General features: G+C 41.0%; 13 protein-coding genes and 1 other RNA gene. 8 read left to right on the top strand and 6 right to left on the bottom strand.

Annotated features, from left to right (window positions below; translation table 11 throughout):
• Positions 1-64: 64 nt before the first annotated feature.
• The 6 genes from RMY00_RS15275 (at position 65) to queF (ending at position 3,649) form a co-directional block, all read left to right on the top strand.
• Positions 65-1,504: a PQQ-dependent sugar dehydrogenase gene (locus RMY00_RS15275; RefSeq protein WP_322648343.1), complete on the top strand. Its 1,440-nt coding sequence runs from the start codon at positions 65-67 to the stop codon at positions 1,502-1,504.
• A 275-nt stretch (positions 1,505-1,779) separates the two neighbouring features.
• On the top strand, positions 1,780-2,046 hold the full coding sequence (locus RMY00_RS15270; protein WP_322648458.1) for a YciI family protein: 267 nt from the start codon (positions 1,780-1,782) through the stop codon (positions 2,044-2,046).
• Positions 2,047-2,084: 38 nt separating this feature from the next.
• Positions 2,085-2,181: signal recognition particle sRNA small type (gene ffs, locus RMY00_RS15265), an RNA gene on the top strand.
• A 25-nt stretch (positions 2,182-2,206) separates the two neighbouring features.
• Positions 2,207-2,593 (top strand): hypothetical protein, encoded by a 387-nt coding sequence (locus RMY00_RS15260; RefSeq protein WP_322648342.1) that lies wholly within the window; start codon positions 2,207-2,209, stop codon positions 2,591-2,593.
• 156 nt (positions 2,594-2,749) lie between these two features.
• A complete protein-coding gene (locus RMY00_RS15255; protein WP_322648341.1) occupies positions 2,750-3,148 on the top strand; it encodes a hypothetical protein in 399 nt (132 codons plus the stop codon).
• Positions 3,149-3,235: 87 nt separating this feature from the next.
• The gene (gene queF / locus RMY00_RS15250; protein WP_322648340.1) at positions 3,236-3,649 is read left to right on the top strand and encodes a preQ(1) synthase; all 414 of its coding nucleotides are present in this window, start codon (positions 3,236-3,238) and stop codon (positions 3,647-3,649) included.
• Positions 3,650-3,777: 128 nt separating this feature from the next.
• Here the strand turns inward: queF and pstS are convergent, their stop codons facing one another.
• The 3 genes from pstS to RMY00_RS15235 form a co-directional block, all read right to left on the bottom strand.
• Complete coding sequence (gene pstS, locus RMY00_RS15245; protein ID WP_322648339.1) at positions 3,778-4,854, bottom strand: phosphate ABC transporter substrate-binding protein PstS; 1,077 nt, start codon at positions 4,852-4,854, stop codon at positions 3,778-3,780.
• 151 nt (positions 4,855-5,005) lie between these two features.
• Positions 5,006-6,403: a cytochrome c biogenesis protein gene (locus RMY00_RS15240; RefSeq protein WP_322648338.1), complete on the bottom strand. Its 1,398-nt coding sequence runs from the start codon at positions 6,401-6,403 to the stop codon at positions 5,006-5,008.
• A 30-nt stretch (positions 6,404-6,433) separates the two neighbouring features.
• Positions 6,434-7,174 (bottom strand): cytochrome c biogenesis protein CcdA, encoded by a 741-nt coding sequence (locus RMY00_RS15235; RefSeq protein ID WP_322648337.1) that lies wholly within the window; start codon positions 7,172-7,174, stop codon positions 6,434-6,436.
• A 183-nt stretch (positions 7,175-7,357) separates the two neighbouring features.
• Between RMY00_RS15235 and RMY00_RS15230 the strand changes: the two genes are divergently transcribed.
• Entirely contained in the window at positions 7,358-14,599 is a 7,242-nt protein-coding gene (locus tag RMY00_RS15230; RefSeq protein WP_322648336.1) for an AAA family ATPase, read from the top strand.
• A 259-nt stretch (positions 14,600-14,858) separates the two neighbouring features.
• Here the strand turns inward: RMY00_RS15230 and RMY00_RS15225 are convergent, their stop codons facing one another.
• Positions 14,859-15,665: a pentapeptide repeat-containing protein gene (locus RMY00_RS15225; protein WP_322648335.1), complete on the bottom strand. Its 807-nt coding sequence runs from the start codon at positions 15,663-15,665 to the stop codon at positions 14,859-14,861.
• Between the two features lie 10 nt (positions 15,666-15,675).
• Positions 15,676-16,317, bottom strand: a complete 642-nt coding sequence (locus RMY00_RS15220; protein ID WP_109009033.1) for a hypothetical protein — start codon at positions 16,315-16,317, stop codon at positions 15,676-15,678.
• 478 nt (positions 16,318-16,795) lie between these two features.
• Here RMY00_RS15220 and RMY00_RS15215 point away from each other — a divergent pair, with 478 nt between their 5' ends.
• The gene (locus tag RMY00_RS15215) at positions 16,796-17,791 is read left to right on the top strand and encodes a DUF1350 family protein (protein ID WP_322648334.1); all 996 of its coding nucleotides are present in this window, start codon (positions 16,796-16,798) and stop codon (positions 17,789-17,791) included.
• A 129-nt stretch (positions 17,792-17,920) separates the two neighbouring features.
• Here the strand turns inward: RMY00_RS15215 and argC are convergent, their stop codons facing one another.
• Positions 17,921-18,892, bottom strand: coding sequence for an N-acetyl-gamma-glutamyl-phosphate reductase (gene argC, locus RMY00_RS15210; protein WP_322648457.1), 972 nt, complete (start codon positions 18,890-18,892; stop codon positions 17,921-17,923).
• Between the last annotated feature and the right edge of the window lie 175 nt (positions 18,893-19,067).

The following is a 19,067-nucleotide window of genomic DNA, read 5'->3' as shown; positions in this document are numbered from 1 at the left end:
AAATTGTTTCCTTTCTCAAGAAGATATAGCAACAAAATCATCTGACTATTTTATGAACAAAATAATGAATAGCATTAAGTCATCTAACCAGCAACACAGATTTATTGGCAAGTTTGCTCTCAAAAGCTACTTTGTTGCCGCGAAAACGCTGTTATTTACAACAGTTCTATTAAATTATGGCGCTACTGGAGTAAATGCTGCACCTAAAGCCCTGCGTCCTGATATTCAAATTCGCAATATTACAAATACCTTATCAGTCTCTCCTTCTGTTCGGATTGTAAAAGATCCACGAAACAATACCCTTTATTACCTCAAACAAAATGGTGATATTTATCAAGTCAATTTAGGCTTGTCTAATAGTAAACTTGTGTATACCTCTAGCGATCATAATGCAGGTGAAACTCAAGGTATGGCCATTGGCCCGAATGGCACAATTTATTTGGTGGGCAATGCAGACCTTGCGAATAACCAGACTAAAGCAATTATTGTTAAAGGCGAAATTAAGCCGGGTACACAACAGCGCGTCTGGTCTATCTTAGCTAAGAGTGCAGGCTATCCCAAAAGCAAAACAGCCTATGACCATCGCTTCAATGGCGTGGTTGTTAGCCCAGATGGTAACTTTATCTATATAAATAGTGGTTCTCGTACCGATCACGGTGAGGTTCAGTCTGTTAATGGGCTATATCCGAATACTCGTGAAGTCGGATTAACCGCCTGTATACTCCGTCTTCCTACTAATGGCAAAAATCTTTTTCTTCCAAACAATCGAGCAGCTTTAAAGACAGCTGGCTATATTTTTGCAGAAGGAACACGTAATACTTTTGATATGGCCTTTGCTCCCAATGGGGATTTATTTGGCACAGAAAATGGCCCCGATCGCGACATGTCAGAAGAACTAAATTGGCTCCGTCCAGGTGGTAATTACGGCTTTCCCTGGCGGATTGGTGGGACAGATAACCCACAACAATTTCCTAATTATGATCCTGCCAAAGACCTTTTATTAAGCCCCCAATTTAACGCTGTTCAAAGGGGCTACTTTCGTAACGATCCAACGTTTCCCGCTCGACCTGTAAACTTAATTGAACCAATTCCTAATTTTGGGCCAGACGCAGACAATTTCCGCGATCCTCAAGATGGAAAAGTCAAAGATGCCAGTCTTCTTGGACAAAGTATAAGCACTTTTTCAGCACACCGTTCTCCTTTAGGCTTGGTTTTTGATACACAAGGAGTAATGAGTCCAGAATTCAAGAGAGATGGATTCATGCTGAGTTTTACAACAGGCGACCCCACTGGCGAAACACTACCAGGCCCTTTTAAAGATGCTGGCCAAGACCTACTGCATTTAAAGTTAACTAAAGTAGGAACTAACTATAAATTGAATGCTACCCGCATTGTTGAAGGTTTTAGTAATCCCATTGACGCTGCGATTATCGGCAATAAAATTTATGTTATAGAATATGGTGGAAATCAAGGAATTTGGGAAATCACTATGCCGACTAAATAAAGCAGACTGAGTGTTACAGTCTTGCTTTTATCAAACAGAATTCATGCGTCAGTCGCCAGAATTCAGAATTGAATTCTGTGCGACTAGTGGATGAATAAATGGGTTTAAGACCCCCACAAAATCGTAGATTTGGTGGTGCAACAATTGAGTGGTGGGTCTGGAATCCCCCACTCATTGATTCTGACTCCTGAATTCTGACTTCTGAATTCTTCTTCAAAGTGCCACCCGAACGTGGTTGAGGCAGAAAGTCCTTAGCAATGGGAGATAACAAGCAAATGCCTTGGTTTGTCAAGATTGAAGAAGGGAAAGTCGATAAACCTACCTTTGACCAATATGTACCTGCCCACAAAGCCTATATTCAGGATTTGATTGCAAAAGGACACAAAGCGCGAACAGGCTATTGGGCAGAGCAAAGAGGCGGGATGTTACTGTTTGAGGCGGCCTCAAAGGATGAAGCAGAAGCAATTGTAGCTGATGACCCGTTGGTGAAACACGGCTGCGTCAACTATCAGCTTTATGAATGGCGGATTGTTATGGAATAGCACACACATTACTGACTTTTAATGTTATGCTTTAAAAAGACCTGGATCTATGCGATCGCAACACCCAAATCTTGTCAGAACCGGAAGGTAGCAGCAACACGGGAGGCTTGTGATAGGCGTAGTCTCCGGGTCGCCCTATTTGTAGGAGCGGTCAGGGAGAATGGCTGGTTTTGGAGATATTGTTCAAAAAGCTTTTTACCTCGGTGTTGGATTAGCTTCTTACGCAGGTGAGAAAGCAGGGGGAAAATTAGCCGAAGTGCGATCGCAAGTCCAAAAACTGGCTGATGAAATGGTGGCGAAGGGCGAAATGAACACGGAAGAAGCCCGTCGATTCGTTGAAGAAATGATGAAGCAAGCCCAACAGCCCCAAACATCTGGTGAAACCTCTGAAAAAACACCTCCTTCTGAACCTCGCCGCATTGAAATTTTAGAGGAAGATGAAGAACTAACGGTGAAAGAGGGAGCAAATGATGAAAATGTGGATCAATTACGCGACGAAGTGCTAAAGCTGCAAGACGAGTTAAAAAGATTGCAACGCGATCAATAAAAAGCATTATTGAAGCGAAATATTAATAATAGGTGGCATTTTGACATGGCACTTTAGATAGAAACTTGATAAGATACATTGCTTAGTGTGTACTCTAGTTCTTTAAGCCAGAAAACACAAAGCGTCCTGTTTATAGCCTGCAAAGGTGTCAAGTTTATGGAACAGTGGCAAAAAGATTTAGTAGAGATAGTTGAAACAGTGGCAGATGAAGTAGAGCGTTTCTTCCTGGGAATGAGTGAAATGGTAGACGCTTTTTTTGAGCTAACGGAAGAAATCACCGGGCAAGTCCCTAACATTGCCATTGAAGTCGATCAGTATTTTCAGGATTTGACTGAACCAATGTTTGAAGCTTACTGGGAACTGGAAGATATTGTAACAGATATAGATCCAGGTTTTCCTTACTCAGTTGAACCCACAGCCGAAAAAAATCCTGCCTGTATTGGGTGTACTCACTACCACGGTCAAGTTTATAGTGGTAATTTGTTAGTTTGTGCTATGCATCCCCACGGTTGTGAAGATGAAAATTGTCCAGACTGGGAGAAGGAAGAGTATTAAGTGGGGGGTAGAGACGCGATTAATCGCGTCTGTGCAGGAGTTAAGAATAAAATTAACAAAAGGATGTAAAGATAAGTAAAATAACCAATGACAACTGACAAATTATCTGAAAGTGTAACCCAGGCAAGCCAAGAAATGAAGTATGGCGAACGCGATATTGCCGAAGGTAAACTAATTACCTTTCCGAATCCGCGTGTGGGGAGGCGATATGACATTAACATTACTTTGCCGGAATTTACTTGTAAATGTCCCTTTTCTGGTTATCCCGACTTTGCGACAATTTACATTACATATATACCTGATGAACGGGTAGTGGAATTGAAGGCGCTTAAGCTTTACATTAACAGTTACCGCGATCGCTACATTTCCCACGAAGAATCTGCCAATCAAATTTTGGATGATTTTGTAGCTGCTTGCGATCCGTTGGAAGCTACTGTGAAAGCAGATTTCACGCCTCGTGGTAATGTACATACCGTAGTTGAAGTGCGTCATCATAAGTAATCATAATAAAAACTTTAGCTTGTAGTGAGGACTTTAGTCCTCTCTACGAAACGCTAGGCGAATAAAATTAAGACTTTTTACTCAGGTTGATTAAATAATGCGATCGCCTATCCTAAACTAAAAACTATTTATTCTCCAATCTTCTTTGCAGCAGATTGCACTTGAATCACAACTTTTGGAGACAAAGGGATATATCCGAGTTCCAAACTGGATTTTTGCCCCTCAATCACAGCCCAATCAATAAAGTTTTTCAGCGCTTGAGCTTTGACTCGGTTTGGATATTGGTGATAAGTTAAAAGCCAGGTGTAAGTAACGATGGGATAAGACTCGGCACCTATAGGATCGGTGATAAAAGCAATCAAGTTATCGGCGGGTAATTTAACCGCTTCTAAGGTTTGAGCTACAGATTTTGGTGTCGGTATAATATAATTACCAAATTTATTTTCCAAAGCAGCCATAGGGAGTTTATTTTGTTTGGCGTAGACGTATTCTACATAGCCAATAGCTCCTGGTATCTGTTGAATTAAGGCGGTGACACCTTCGTTACCCTTTCCACCAATTCCTACTGGCCATGCTACAGATTTACCGGCTGCAACTTTGCTTTTCCATTCTGGACTTATTGCACTTAGATGTTGCGTCAATACACTTGTAGTCCCACTACCATCAGTTCGGTGTACTACCTGAATCGGTAGATTGGGCAAATTTACCCCTGGATTAGCTGCGGCTATTCTCGGATGATTCCAATTCGTAATTTTTCCGAGGAAGATATCTCCGTAGACTTGGCGTGATAGTTTTATACTAGTTGGCGGATTGGCTTGAGGGGACTGAAATGAAAGTGTAAGGTTATAAGCCAGCACAATAGAACCAGCAGTTATCGGTAAAGCGATCGCTCCCCGTTTTATCTTGGCTGCTTGTTCATTTGTAATTCCTACGTCACTAGCTGCAAAGTCCACAGTACCTTCAATGAGTTGTTGCACTCCAGCACTACTTCCTATTGCTTGATAGTTAATTTCTACATTGGGATTTTGCTGGTTGTAATCTGAAAGCCAGCGTTCGTACAAAGGTGCAGGAAAACTTGCCCCAGCACCTACAAGAGAAACACGGTTGATGTTGCGATTATTGGCAGTGCAAGAAGCAATATTTAACAAGATAGCAATTAACGGTATAAGGTAAACGCGTCCCTTGAATTGAAGTTGAGCAGACATAGAAATCTTTTGTTCCAATGTTTAATAAATACCTCTAGTAATTTTCCAATTTGTAGAAATTTTGAAACGCAAAGGGGCGCAGGGGCTAACGCAAAGGAACGCAAAGTAATCCTCTGCGTTCCTCTGCGATTTCCTTTGCGCCTTTCTGCGTTTAAACTTCAATCGCCGCCTCTTTATCTTCACCTTTTGGCTGTGAACTTAGCCTATCTAAAATCTCCAAAACCTCTTGTTCAAAAGCAACTTGGGCGCGATTAGTTTTCCCACCCACATACAAGCGATCGCCTTTTTGCAATGCCCATATTTGTGAATGAGAAAAGTAACTCATCACCACACCCAGCATTAGTAAACCAAACCCTGAGTAAACAATTGGTATACCTGGATCGGCTTTAATTTGTAAGCCAGTGCTGCCAATAATATCCAGAATTTTCAGCTTCACGCCATTAACTTGAGTGGACATCCCAGCGCGGACAGTATCAACGAGTTTGCCTGCGGGATCATAAATTAGTACCATCCCTTGCAAGTCTTTGGCTAGCAAAGAGACACCCTCGCTCAAATCTGGTTTTGTAGGCACCCACGTTCCCCAAATGCGTCCTTGGCCATTGGTATTCAATAGCGCCATTGGTAGCTGAAAAACTGGGCTATTGTTAAATTGGACGCGAACACCTGCAATTCCCCAATCAGTTTGGTAGAAAGTTATGCCATGATAGCGCAGAGGCTCGTTGACAAAAATCTTTTTGTGGTCAATTTCCTCTCCCTGCTTATTCAAGACAGACATATCCGAATAAAATTGATCGATGCCGCCAGATGGTGTATAGTCAATCCAAAAACGATTAACTCGCACAGACCAATCTTTTGGGATTGGGGCGGCTAAAGGGCCGGCATCGACAATATTTGTCACTTGAAATGTATCGCCACTAGCAACCATTTCCTGAGCCAAAAACCCAGTCATCGCCCCCCAAATTCCCCCGATCAGAATAGCGACGATACCAATATGAACGATAATTGGGCCGATGCGTCCGACTATTCCTTTGCGGGCGTAAAGGAGATTTTCTTTTTCTTGATCTGGAAAAGTTTTATAGCGGCGTTTCTGTAAAATTTGGCTGAGAGAATCTAGGGAACCAGTATCTAGTTCTGCACTTAAAGCTAACTTTTGAAATTGCCGTGGCTCGTCGTAATATTTCCAGCGTTGGGCTGCTTTTAAGGCTGGTAACTGTCGAGTAAATGAACAAGCAGTTAAGCTAGTACCAAATAAAATCAGTAATGCCAAAAACCACCAAGTACGATATACATGGTCTAACCCAACTACCTGAATTACCTTCCAAGTTAAGAAACCAAATAAAGCTGGATGTTCTGGGTAGTTAGCCTGGTAAAATGCGGGTGATTGACCTTGCTCAATTACAGTACCAGTGGAGCTAAAGATGGCAATCAATAGCAATAGTGCGATCGCTAGTCGTAAATTTGTCAGTACAGGTAAAAGCTCTTGCCGTAAGAACTGCCCAGGTACTGCCCACCATTTTAATTCTTTCGACGCTGAATCTTCTAAAGTCATTATGTGTAAAATCTAACAAAGGTATTGATATTAAAAACTGCCAAGGGGAATCCGAGAAATTAAGGAAAATACGCCGAATCCTACCAACAACGCCCCGCTAACTGGATTAATCCAACCAGACCAGCGACGCAATTCTAGTAACTTTTTAATTGAAGCTGTAAAAGTACCCGCCAAAATCAACGGTGCTACATAACCAGCTGTGTAAGAAAGGAGCAAAACAGCCCCTAAAATTAAGTCTTGTGTATTGGCAATCCAACCCAATAAACTAGCTAAAACAGGCGTGCTACAAGGTGATGCGACTAAGCCGAAAGTCAGCCCTAGTAAATAAGAACGCAATCCGGCTGGTAAATCTTGCGAAATCCAATTCGTTTCGCCCAAGGATGGAAATTGCAGAGGTAGTGCTTCTAATAAGTTCAGCCCCATGAGAATGGCGATAATGCTGACGATAATCGGCAAACCAATTCCCACTTGACCGTAGACTTTTCCGACAAAAGCTGCTATTATACCTAGCCCTGCCAAGGTAGTTGCTAATCCTAAAGCAAACCAAGTTGATTGGGCCGCTGCTTGCAAGCGGCTTTTAGCTTCGTAACCGCCGATATAACCAATAGTAATTGGCAGCATAGAAAGCATACAGGGTGTAAGACTGGTAAGCAAGCCAGCCGCAAATATGATACCAATGCTCACCACGCTAAGGTGTGTCAGTTGGTTAGAAACAAGGCTGTTGGCGAATTGTTCTAGTTGGTAAACTTGGGTTTGCAGGTTATCAAGCATGGGGAGTTTCTGAGCGGGAAATGCTTACTCTGCTTGAATTTTAGCTTATTTTTTGTTCGGGAGTTAGCATAACATAAATTATACAAATTTAATATCATCTAAATTTCATCTGCCTAAGGAAATGTATCTAAAATACAATTAAGCTCGAAATATATTTAAAGCACCACGGCTGGAGTATTTGGCATGATGATTGCATTACCCGGATTTCACATTGTCACTTTGTTAAAAGCAGGGGTAAAAGCAGTCATATACCGTGGAATTAGGGTTAAAGATCAGTGTCCAGTAATTATCAAAGGGCTACGTCCAGAACAGTGTACACCCAATAACATTGAACAGATCAAACATGAGTATGCGATCGCACAAAGGTTAAACACCGCAGCCGTAGTTAAAGTTTACGCCTTAGAGATGCATCAAGGAATCCCTTATTTAATTATGGAGGATTTTCAGGCGCGATCGCTTGATCAGTTACTAGGCCAATTTCAACAGCCTGTTTCGTTTTTGAAGATTGCTATTGAAATCACTAATAAACTTGCACAAATTCACAGTCATCATATTGTCCACAAGGATATTAAGCCACAAAATATCTTAATTAATCTGGAAACTAATCAGGTTAAAATTGCCGATTTTGGAATTGCTACCTTCATTCCATATCAGCAGCAAATGGTTAGCAGTTCCAGTCAAATTGAGGGCAGTTTACCATATTTGTCACCTGAGCAAACCGGGCGGATGAATCGAGGAATTGACCATCGCAGCGATTTGTATTCTCTAGGAATCACCTTTTATGAAATGCTGACAAATCAGCTACCATTTCAAGGCAAAGATCCCTTAGAGTGGGTACATTGTCATATTGCCAAATCTCCGCCATCCCCGAAAAAGTTAAATTCTAATATTCCCCAAATCCTCTGTGATATTATCAACAAATTGCTGTCGAAGGTTGCAGAACATAGGTATCAGAGCGCTTTAGGTTTGCAATTTGATCTGGAACGGTGCTTAAAGCAATTAGAGACGACGGGAGAAATTCAATCCTTTGTTTTGGGTGAGCAAGATATCTCAGAGCGTTTTCAAATTCCTCAAAAATTGTATGGGCGAGAACCAGAGATTATCAAACTTTTACAAGCATTTGAGCGAGTTGTTAGTCAAAGTAAACCAGAACTCGTTTTAGTTTCTGGCTATGCTGGGGTTGGTAAATCTTCTTTAGTAAAAGAGATTCACAAGCCTATTGTGCGAGAACGCGGAGTTTTTATCTCTGGTAAGTTTGATCAGTACAAACGAGATATTCCCTACTCTACTATTGTTCAAGCTTTTCAAACACTTGTTAGACAAATTTTAACGCAGTCCGAAGCTCAACTTATCACTTGGAAAAAGCGAATACAAGCAGCATTAGGGAACAATGGTAGACTAATCACAGATGTAATTCCAGAAGTTGAATTAATCGTTGGAGAACAGCCTCCTATACCAGAGTTGGGGCCTGCCGAATCTCAAAACCGATTTAATTTGGTATTTCAGAATTTTATCAGCATCTTTGCTCAAAAAGAGCATCCGCTCACTGTTTTTTTAGATGATATGCAGTGGGCAGACAGCGCTACTTTAAATTTAATTCAAACCGTCATTACTGGGTCTAGTATTCAATATCTCTGCTTCATTTTGGCTTTTCGAGATAACGAAGTAGATGTTATGCATCCCTTTAGTTTGATGATGGAGAAAATCTACCAGTATGAAGCAAGAATAACTGAAATTGTGCTTACCCCTTTGAATCTTGTTTATGTAAATCAGTTGATTGCTGATACCTTGCATAGTTCAGTAGAACAAGTAGAACCTCTTGCTCAATTGATTTTCCAAAAAACTGACGGTAATCCTTTTTTTCTCAACGAGTTTCTGAAAACACTGCATCAAGAAAATCTCTTGAGTTTTAACCCCCCTCAATCCCACGCCAGATGCTACCCTGCGGGAACGCTAAGAGCGAACAAGTCGGCAGAGCCGACGGCAGTTGCTCCACTTGGGGAGACCCCAAGACCGCACTGCGTCCCCAACGCACTGGCTCCCCTTGGTAAGGGGGGAAATAAAGGGGGATGGCAATGGAATTTAACTCAGATTGAAGCCCAAGGGATTACAAATAATATTGTTAGCTTGATGATTGAGCGGATGCAAAAACTGCCATCCGCAACTCAACAGGTACTTAAGTTAGCCTCTTGTATTGGTAATCGCTTTGATTTAGAAGTTTTAGCGATCGTTGGTGAACAATCTATTGAAGAAACAGCGAATGCGCTTGTTGATACAATTTTAAGAGGATTAATTATCCCCATAGAGTCAGATGAAACTGCCCAGAAAAATTATCGTTTCTATCATGACCGAGTTCAACAAGCTGCATACTCTTTAATTGCTGATGAATTAAAGCCGGAAGTTCACTTGAAAATTGGACGGCTTTTGCTAAAAAATGCTAGTCCTGAACAAGTAAACGAGCAAATATTTGATTTGGTCAATCAACTTAACTTCGCTGTGGATCTAATTATTGAGCAAACAGAAAAAGATGAATTGCTACGGTTGAATTTAATAGCTGCTAAGAAGGCAAAAGCTTCCACAGCCTACACACCTGCTAAAAAGTTTTTTAGCGTTGCCATGAATCTTTTAGCTGAAAATGCCTGGATTGAACAATATGAACAAACATTTACGATATTCAGAGAGCTAGCTGAGTGTGAATTTTTAACAGGAAATTTAATACGAGCAGAAGAATTATTTGAATTATTATTCATGAAAGCAGCGTCTTATGTAGATAAATCTAATATTTATATGCTGCAAATTAGACTCTATCAAGTTGCAGGGAGGTATGAAGAGGCGCTGACATTGGGGCTAGAAGCTTTAAAACTTTTTGGGGTGACATTTCCTGATACAAATGAAGAAGCGAAGGCTGCGATCGCAATTGAAAAAAGCCAGGTATTAACCAATTTAGGTAATAGGCAAGTTTCTGATTTAATTAATTCTATATTAATTCAAGATCCAAATATTAAAACAGTCATTAGTCTATTGACAACTTTGGGCGCACCTACTTATCTCAGTAGACCCGATCTCTTTCCCTTAGTCGTACTTAAAGCAGTTAACTACTCACTCAAGTTTGGGAATACAGAAGATTCCTGTTTTGCCTACAGTATGTATGCCATGTTGTTGGTTTCTATCTTCCATGATATTCCTACAGGGTATGCATTCTCTGAGATGACAATTCAATTAAATGAAAAGTTGCATGACTTGAAACTTAGAGGAGTTGTTCTGCACATTCATGGAAGTCATATTAACGTTTGGCGCAACCATATTTTTAACGATATTCCATTTTTAGAGCAAGGATTTATCGGCTGTGTGGAAGCTGGTGATGTGACGGTGGCTAACTACAATGGTTATCAAAGCTCATGGCAAATTATCCAGTTAGGTTTTCCACTTGCAGAAACATACAAATCTTTAGAAAAATATACTGCATTCGCTCGCCAGTCTAAACATGAGACTGTCTATCAGACAATCAAACTACAGCAGATGCTACTGATGAATCTGCGCGGACTAACTCACCATAATCTGACTCTAAGTAATGATGAATTTGATGAAGTATCTGCTTTGTCTATTATTACAGATGCAGGTTTTGTGAGTGGGATTATTTTTTATCATATTATTAAATTAATTATATTTTTTACCTATGGAGAATATACAGAGGCATTTAATTCTGCCTTAAAATTGTCTAAATTGCCAGTTAAAACACTAGCATCACTCATTGAAACAGATTACATTTTATATTACTCACTGACTCTGACGGCTCTTTATCCAACAGTATCTTCTCAAGAGCAGAAACAGTTTTTACAATCCCTAGAATTATATCAGCAGCAATTGCAATACTGGGCTAATCATTGTCCTGCAAACTTCTTACACAAATATCAATTAGTAGCTGCTGAAATAGCTCGAATTGAAAATCGAGACTTGGAAGCAATGCGCTTGTATGAGCAATCAATTGCTTCAGCCCGTGAGCAAGGATTTGTGCAATATGAAGCTTTAGCTAATGAGTTAAGTGCTAAATTTTATGTAGAACGGAAGTTTCAATTAATTGCCAAAACCTACTTACAAGAAGCTAAAAATGCTTATTTACGCTGGGAAGCATCTGCTAAAGCTAAACACCTCGAAGAATCCTATCCTCAGCTATTGCCACCACAACAGTTTATCTCTAACGGAACGTTTTTCAGCACAGTTGAACAGCTAGACTTTTTATCGGTCGTTAAAGCGTCTCAAACCATATCTAGTGAAATTGTGTTTTCGCGGTTGTTGAAGACTTTAATGCAGATTGTTCTTGAGCAAGCAGGAGCAGAAATTGGTTATTTATTACTTGAATACGAGCAAAATTTGGTAATTGAAGTAGAAGCTAACTTTAATCTCCAGGCAGAAAAGCTTAATGTTTTTCAACCTGTATTAGATGGCGAAATTTCCCAGGTTATTCCGCAATCAATGTTGAATTATGTTCAGCGAACTCAAGAAATAGTGATTTTGCAAAATGCCATAGAGGAAAATCTGTTTTCCAAAGACGAGTATATAATCCGAAAGCAACCTAAATCTGTACTTTGTTTACCGATTGCGCTTCAGTCAAAATTAATTGGTATTTTATATTTAGAAAATAATCTTATTTCCAGCGCCTTTACACAAGACAAGCTTTCTGTACTGGAAATATTGACAGTTCAAATTGCTATTTCTCTAGAAAATGCCCGTCTTTATCAAGGTCTAGAAAATAGTCAAGAAAAACTCAATCTAGCGTTGGAATCTTCCCAAATCGGTGTTTGGAGTTGGGATATTGCCAACGATCGCTTTGATTGGGATGAGCAGATTTATCAACTATTTGGCTTAACACCTGAAACCTTTGTTGCCACTTCTGAAGCAATTTTAGCTCGTCTCCATCCAGATGATCGGGGATTGCTGGCTCAATCGTTGAGCCGAGCGATTAACCAAGGTGTAGAGCATGATTTAGAATATCGAATTATTCGAGATGACAGCAGTATTCGCTACCTAACCTCCCGAGGAAAAGCTTTTTTCAACGAAGCAGGTAAAGCAACACACATGAGTGGGGTTGTGCTTGATATTACAGATCACAAACAATCTGAAGCTGAACGTATCCAACTGATTCAAGAGCAAACCGCGCGACAAGAAGCACAAGCCGATCAGCAACGGGCAACATTCTTAGCTCAAATCAGTGCAACCCTAGCCTCTTCCCTCGATTATGAAAGCACACTAGCAAGTGTGGCAAATCTGGCTGTGCCTTACTTCGCTGATTGGTGCAGTGTCGATCTGCTGCAAGACAATCAATCAATTAATCGGGTAGCAGTTGCTCACCGAGATCCAGAGAAAGTGAAACTTGGTTGGGAAGTTTATCAGCGTTATCCTAGAAAGTTGGATGCACCTGGAGGTGTGCCTAAAGTGCTGCGTACTGGACTTGTAGAAATGGTAGCTGAAATTTCAGATGCAGCGCTAGCAGAAGCTATCCAAGATCCAGAACATCTGCGGATTCTGCGTGAACTTGGCTTAAAATCATGTATTATCTTGCCCTTGATGGCACGCGAAAGAATTTTTGGGGCAATTTCCTTTGTGACTGCTGAATCAGAACGTCGTTACAGCACAGCTGACTTGTCGTTAGCTGAAGATGTTGCCCATCGAGCTGCGATCGCCATTGATAATGCTCGCCTTTACCAAGAAGCGCAGCAAGCACAAACAAGAGCAGAACGAGCATTAGAGCGCATTGCCCGTCTTCAATCTATCACAGCTGCTCTTTCAGAATCGCTAACACCAGCCCAAGTATCTGAAGTCATTGTAGACCAGAGTATGGCTGCCTTGGGAGCCAGTTCTGCTCTTGTCGCCTTGGTGAATGAAAGTAAAACTGAATTAGAAATTGTACGTGCGGTTGGCTATAACCAGGATTTGGTAAACACTTGGCGGCATTTTTCCATTGATTTACCCTTTCCCTTAGCAGAAGCTGTGCGGACTGGGGAACCTATTTGGGCTGAATCAACAAAAAATCGGATCGCTCGTTACCCTCATTTAACTGAAGCTTACTCCAAATATGACTTTGAAGCCTGGATTTCTATTCCATTGATGGTAGAAGGTTGGGCAATTGGCGGTATAACTTTAGGATTTGCCCAGCCCCAACAACTGAGTGGAGAAGATCAAGCATTTCTCTTGGCCATTGCTCAACAATGCGCCCAAGCGATCGCTCGTGCCCATCTTTACGAAGCCGAACTAACCGCACGAAGCGCTGCTGAATCAGCAAACCGCATCAAAGATGAATTTCTCGCTGTGCTGTCCCATGAATTGAGAACCCCGCTTAACCCAATTCTGGGTTGGACAAAACTGATGCGAACCCGCAAACTTGATCAAGCAACAAGCGATCGCGCCCTCGAAACCATTGAGCGCAACACCAAGTTACAAACCCAATTGATTGAAGATTTGCTTGATGTCTCCCGCATCCTTCAGGGTAAACTTAACCTCAACTTCTACCGTATTAATTTGGTATCAGTTATTGAAGCTGCGATCGAGACAGTACGTTTATCAGCACAGGCCAAGTCCATCGAGATTCAGACAATTATTGAGTCTAATCTAGGGCCAGTTTTAGGCGATGCCAATCGATTGCAACAAGTTTTTTGGAATATCCTTTCTAATGCCATTAAGTTTACTCCTACTGGGGGACAAGTAAAAATTAAATTAGAGCAAATTGGCTCACAGGTACAAATCTGCGTCACTGACACAGGGAAGGGAATTGCGCCTGAGTTCTTACCTTATGTCTTTGATTATTTCCGTCAAGCAGATAGTGCCACAACTAGAAAATTTGGCGGTTTAGGTTTAGGATTAGCGATCGTCCGCCATCTTGTAGAACTTCACGGGGGAACTGTTCAAGCCCAAAGCTTAGGCGAAGAACAAGGAGCAACTTTCACTGTCAAAATTCCATGCTTACAGGATGAAAGTAAAGGAATCAAGGATGCAAAAGATAACTCCTCTCTTGTGAAAGATCAGTCTTTACCCTTGTCTGGTTTAAAGATTCTCGTGGTAGATGATGACGCAGATATGCGAGAGTTTTTGCCTTTCATGCTGGAGCAATATGGTGCAACTGTGACTGCTGTAGCCTCAGCCATTGAAGCTTTAACTGCACTGAGTCAATCCCAGCCAAATTTGCTCATAAGCGATATCGGAATGCCAGAAATGGATGGTTACATGTTGATGCGACAAATAAGGAGTTTGCAACCAGAGCAAGGCGGGACAATTCCAGCGATCGCTTTAACTGCCTACGCTAGTGAGATAGACCATCAGCAAGCGATCGCTGCTGGATTTCAACAGCATATTTCCAAGCCTATAGATCCAGAAGAATTGGTGAAGGCGATCGTAGATTTATTGAAACAGAATAAAGGCGTAAGTTATTAGAATTCACCGGATCTGAATCCCCACGCTCTTGAGGACTTCAAAATTACTTTTTTTTGTTAAGGCAACTCCAAAAAATAATACCAATTCAATTGATGATTGCAACACATCTTTGGGTAAAGTAAAGACGCGATGAATCCCGTCTTTACAAATGGTCTATTTGTCGCATTCTTTTTTCAAATTGGTATAAATTATCCAATTTTTGGACTCACTACGACTTTTCTCTCCTTGCTACCTGCTCCCTGCCTCCTGAAGTCCCTAATTAATCGTGCCTTGAAGCATCAGGCATAATTGCCTCGTGAAGATTTGCACCGTTGAGGTTAGCTCCCCTAATGTCGGCTCCTCTAAGGTTAGCACCTCTGAGATTCGCGCCTGCTAAATTCGCGCCTCTGAGGTTAGTCCAACTCAAGTCAGCTTCACTTAAGTTAGCTTCACTTAAGTTAGCTTGCAACAGGTAAGCACCACTGAGGTGAGCCTTGTTTAGATTAGCTTTGTACAGTTCAGTTTTATAAAGATAAGCCCCTAACACTTCCGCCTCATACAAACTCGCCTCGCACAGATCAGCCGCAATCAAGTTAGCTTCAATGAGGTTGGCAAAAGAGAGATTAGTCCGCATTAACTTCGCTGCGCCTAAATCAGCATCTCTCAAGTTAGCGCCTCTTAAGTCGGTTCCAATTAGATTAGCATGAGCGATCGCAGCCTCTCTAAGATTCGCCTCACTCAAGTCTGCTCCAATGAAATTAGCATGACTCAAATCTGCCTGTTTAAGTACAGCACCACTCAAGTTAGCAACACTGAAGTTAGCATTACTTAAGTTAGCTTCAATAAGCAAGGCTTTGTGGAGGTTGGCACTACTCAAATCAGCACCACTGAGGTTTGCTCGCACAAGTAGAGCATTACCCAAATCCACCTTGCTCAAATTTACCCCCTGGAGATTTGCGCCTCTAAAGTTATCCCCTTGCAGGTTTGCGGCGCTGAGGTCTGGTTCAATCTGAGGATTTTTTTCTCTCCATTCAATCCATGTAACTGCACCTGCTTTGAGTAAAGCTAGATGCTCTCGATTTGCCATTTTCTCTCCTTTACTCCTGACGACCACCTAGAGGATTTGCCCGACCAGCTACACTTTCAATAGCCGTTAACGCTCCCGCCGCACCTGCTAGAATATCCTGTTCTTGTCCACCTAAGTAAAGCCGTCCAAAGCTACCTACAGCTTGAACTTCAAGAATGTTAATCCTCGCTGCTTTCTCCGCTTCATTGGCAGCCAGGGCAGCATAAGCAGCAGGTTCTACTTCTAATACATACAGCGTTTGCCCTGCCAGTAATAGCTGGCCCCTTCGCGTGCGATTAATGAGTTGTGTTTGATAAGCATCGATGTTGCGGATAATCTGGCTAGAAATAACACGCGGTTTGAGACATTCCTCTCTTCGGACTCCCAGTGCCGCCAAAATTGCTTGACCAGCAGCTCGCGTTTCGCCTTGGGAGCTAGAATGAACTTCCAACAATCCGTACAGTCGTTCAACTACCTGTACTCCCGGACGGACAGAGGCAGATTTCAGAGCTATATCTGTAATTTTATTAATTTCGATACCAGGAGAGATTTCAATCCACAGTGATGTATCCCCTGGTAATGGTAAGAAGCCTTGAGCTACTGTTCCCATATATGCTGCATGTTGAGGTTGCAGGCTGTCGAGAAATACGAAACTGCGTAGTTCTATTCCCAAGATTTTGCTCTCCAGTCATAAGGGTAAAAGTTATCTATTGCAAGATAGAAGCGCCTAATTTGGGGCATTTTTGCCACAAGTGCAGGATGGAAAAATACAAAGTAGAAAAATTTTGCTGTCGATAAATTTTACGCCTGAGAAGTATTGTGGCAGGAAACCGCCTTGACAATTGTACAAGCTTTATTACCCACAAATCGCTGTCTGCAATGCCCAACTGGTCTTGATTTACTGATAAAGTTGATGTTACAAAAAAGTATTTACCTAAACTAATGCAAAAAAAATCCACTGGACTTCTGCGGATATCTTCAAAATACTGCTAAAACCGCAGCCGATCAAACTCACAGTACTAAGATTTGCACATTGACAAAGTGGGCAATTAGTGGTTTTTATGAAAACAAGGAAATATCCGAAAATCAGCAACTTTAGTTTGGAGATTAAGTATACACCTACCAAAATGAGATGCACTCATTGTTAAATCATGGTAAATACAAATTTAAAACTAAGATTTAAACCCGTTTCTCACAGTTGGGTTGCTCTGCATCCACAACCTAAAGGAGTAATTCAATTTATTGCAGGGGCTTTCTTTGGTACATTTGGCCCCATGATTTTTTATCGCTATCTGCTTCAATGCTTATATGAGCAGGGATATACAATTATTCTTTTGCCGTTTAATTTCACTTTCAATCATTATGTGGAAGCTGGTTTCCTCATGAGAGAGCAGTATGAAATTCTGCCAGAGCTTGTGAGAATGGCAAGCGTTGAGGGATATGATTATGAAGCCTATTTAGATGATAAAAACTTTTCTTGGATTGGACATAGCCTTGGCTGTAAATATATCTCCCTGTTAGAAGGATTTACTGCTTTACCTACAGAGCCTCAAGATAGAGAAAAGTTTATTCGGAATCTGCTATCTTATACTTCGAATGAGTCACAGATAGAAAGTGTTATTGCAGATATTAACATTTTGTTTGAGGAACTTAAACAAAAAATAGTAGAAGATCGGAAACTAATTTACAGTTATGTAAATCGGGAAATTAAAATTAACAGTGTCTTTATTAAAGGGCAGACTTCTGTTTTATTAGCACCTGCTATTGCTGACACAGGGAGCGCAATTCGTCCTCAGTTTTTAGCGAACCTCATCGATAATCTGGGTTGGGGTGTGAAACCAACTGTTGAAGAGACCCATAACTTAATTAAGGATAGTGGTTTATTTAATATAATGGGTTTAGTTTGTTTTCAATCTGATAATATTGCTAAAGTAACCTGTGAGTGGTTTACTAATATTCTGAAAAAACCACCCAAAGAATTTATACAATCTGTAAAGGGTGGACATTTAAAACCTTTAGGTATTCAACTAGGCAAGGTTGTAATTAATATTTTTAATCGACCTTTGATTGAATCAGTGCAAGAGCGAAATAGAGGCTTTGAATCTCGTGTAATTCAATTAATTGAGGAATTAAAAAAGAACAAATAAAAAAGTACTGAAAGTTACAAAACTCTTAAGTTAATAATATAGTAATTATTAAGCAAAAAGACAGATTGCTTTCTCAATTTGCCTTTTTGCTTTTTAAAATGAGCAATTTACACTATTACCTAACCTATTTCATAGCAATCCTAACTCTTCTGGAAAGCCTAGCATAATGTTTAAGTTTTGGATTGCGGCTCCCGATGCGCCTTTGCCCAAATTGTCGAGACGAGCAACTAGCAATGCTTCTTTGGTAGTGTCATTGGCGAATACAAATACTTGAACAATATTAGTGCCATTCATTGCGATCGCATCCAAAAATATTCCGTCTCGCAGCAGTGTAGAATCTTGGTATGGAGCAACCTGGACAAATTTTTCACTTTGGTAGTAGTTAACAATTGTTTGATGAATAACCTCACCTGATGGTGGATTGTCCAAAGTTCCCAATGGCAAAGGTATCTGAACCAGCATCCCTTGCTCAAAATCTCCTACTGCTGGTACGAATAGCGGTGGCGATGCTAACTCTGAGTAATGATGCATTTCCTTGACATGTTTATGTCCAAACTGCAAACCGTAGATACCATAAGGATAGAGCGACTCTCCTCCAGCCTCCTGTTCGTGGAAGGTATGGTATTGTTTGATCAGATTCTTTCCGCCACCAGAGTAACCTGACACTGCATTAACGGTGATGGGAAAATTACTCTTTAAAATTCCTTTAGCAATCAACGGACGGATACAGGCTAAAAATCCTGTGGGATAACAGCCTGGATTGCTGACAAACTGAGCGCTGGCGATTTTCTCTCGCTGTCCTGGATTGAGTTCAGGAAAACCATATACCCAATTCTTAGCTGTGCGATGGGCACTACTAGCATCAAGGATCTTAACCTTAGTACTACTTACTAAGCTAACAGCTTCGCGGGCTGCATCATCAGGTAGGCAGAGAATCACAACATCGACGGCGTTAATTAATTTAGCTCGCTCAGTTGCATCCCTGCGTTTAGATGCCTCAATGCTAACTAACTCGATATCATCGCGTTGATTGAGGCGTGAGTAAATATGTAAGCCTGTGGTTCCCGATTCCCCATCAATAAAAATCTTAGGTTTAGTAATCATGCGTCCAGCATCCTGATTTGTGAGTAGTATTATGCAGTAAATCAATTCATGCTGGTCAAATTACTTGCTTTTTGCTCAGTCAGGAGTTGATTTAGGGAGAAAGCCAGGGCAAACACATCTATCTAAAGTATAAGAATCCTTTGACAAGTTTAAGGCGTTTAATTCCCCTGTC

Origin of the sequence: Nostoc sp. ChiVER01 (assembly GCF_034531155.1) — a bacterium.
Lineage (GTDB): Bacteria > Cyanobacteriota > Cyanobacteriia > Cyanobacteriales > Nostocaceae > Nostoc.
This window is presented reverse-complemented; position numbering and strand designations above follow the sequence as displayed.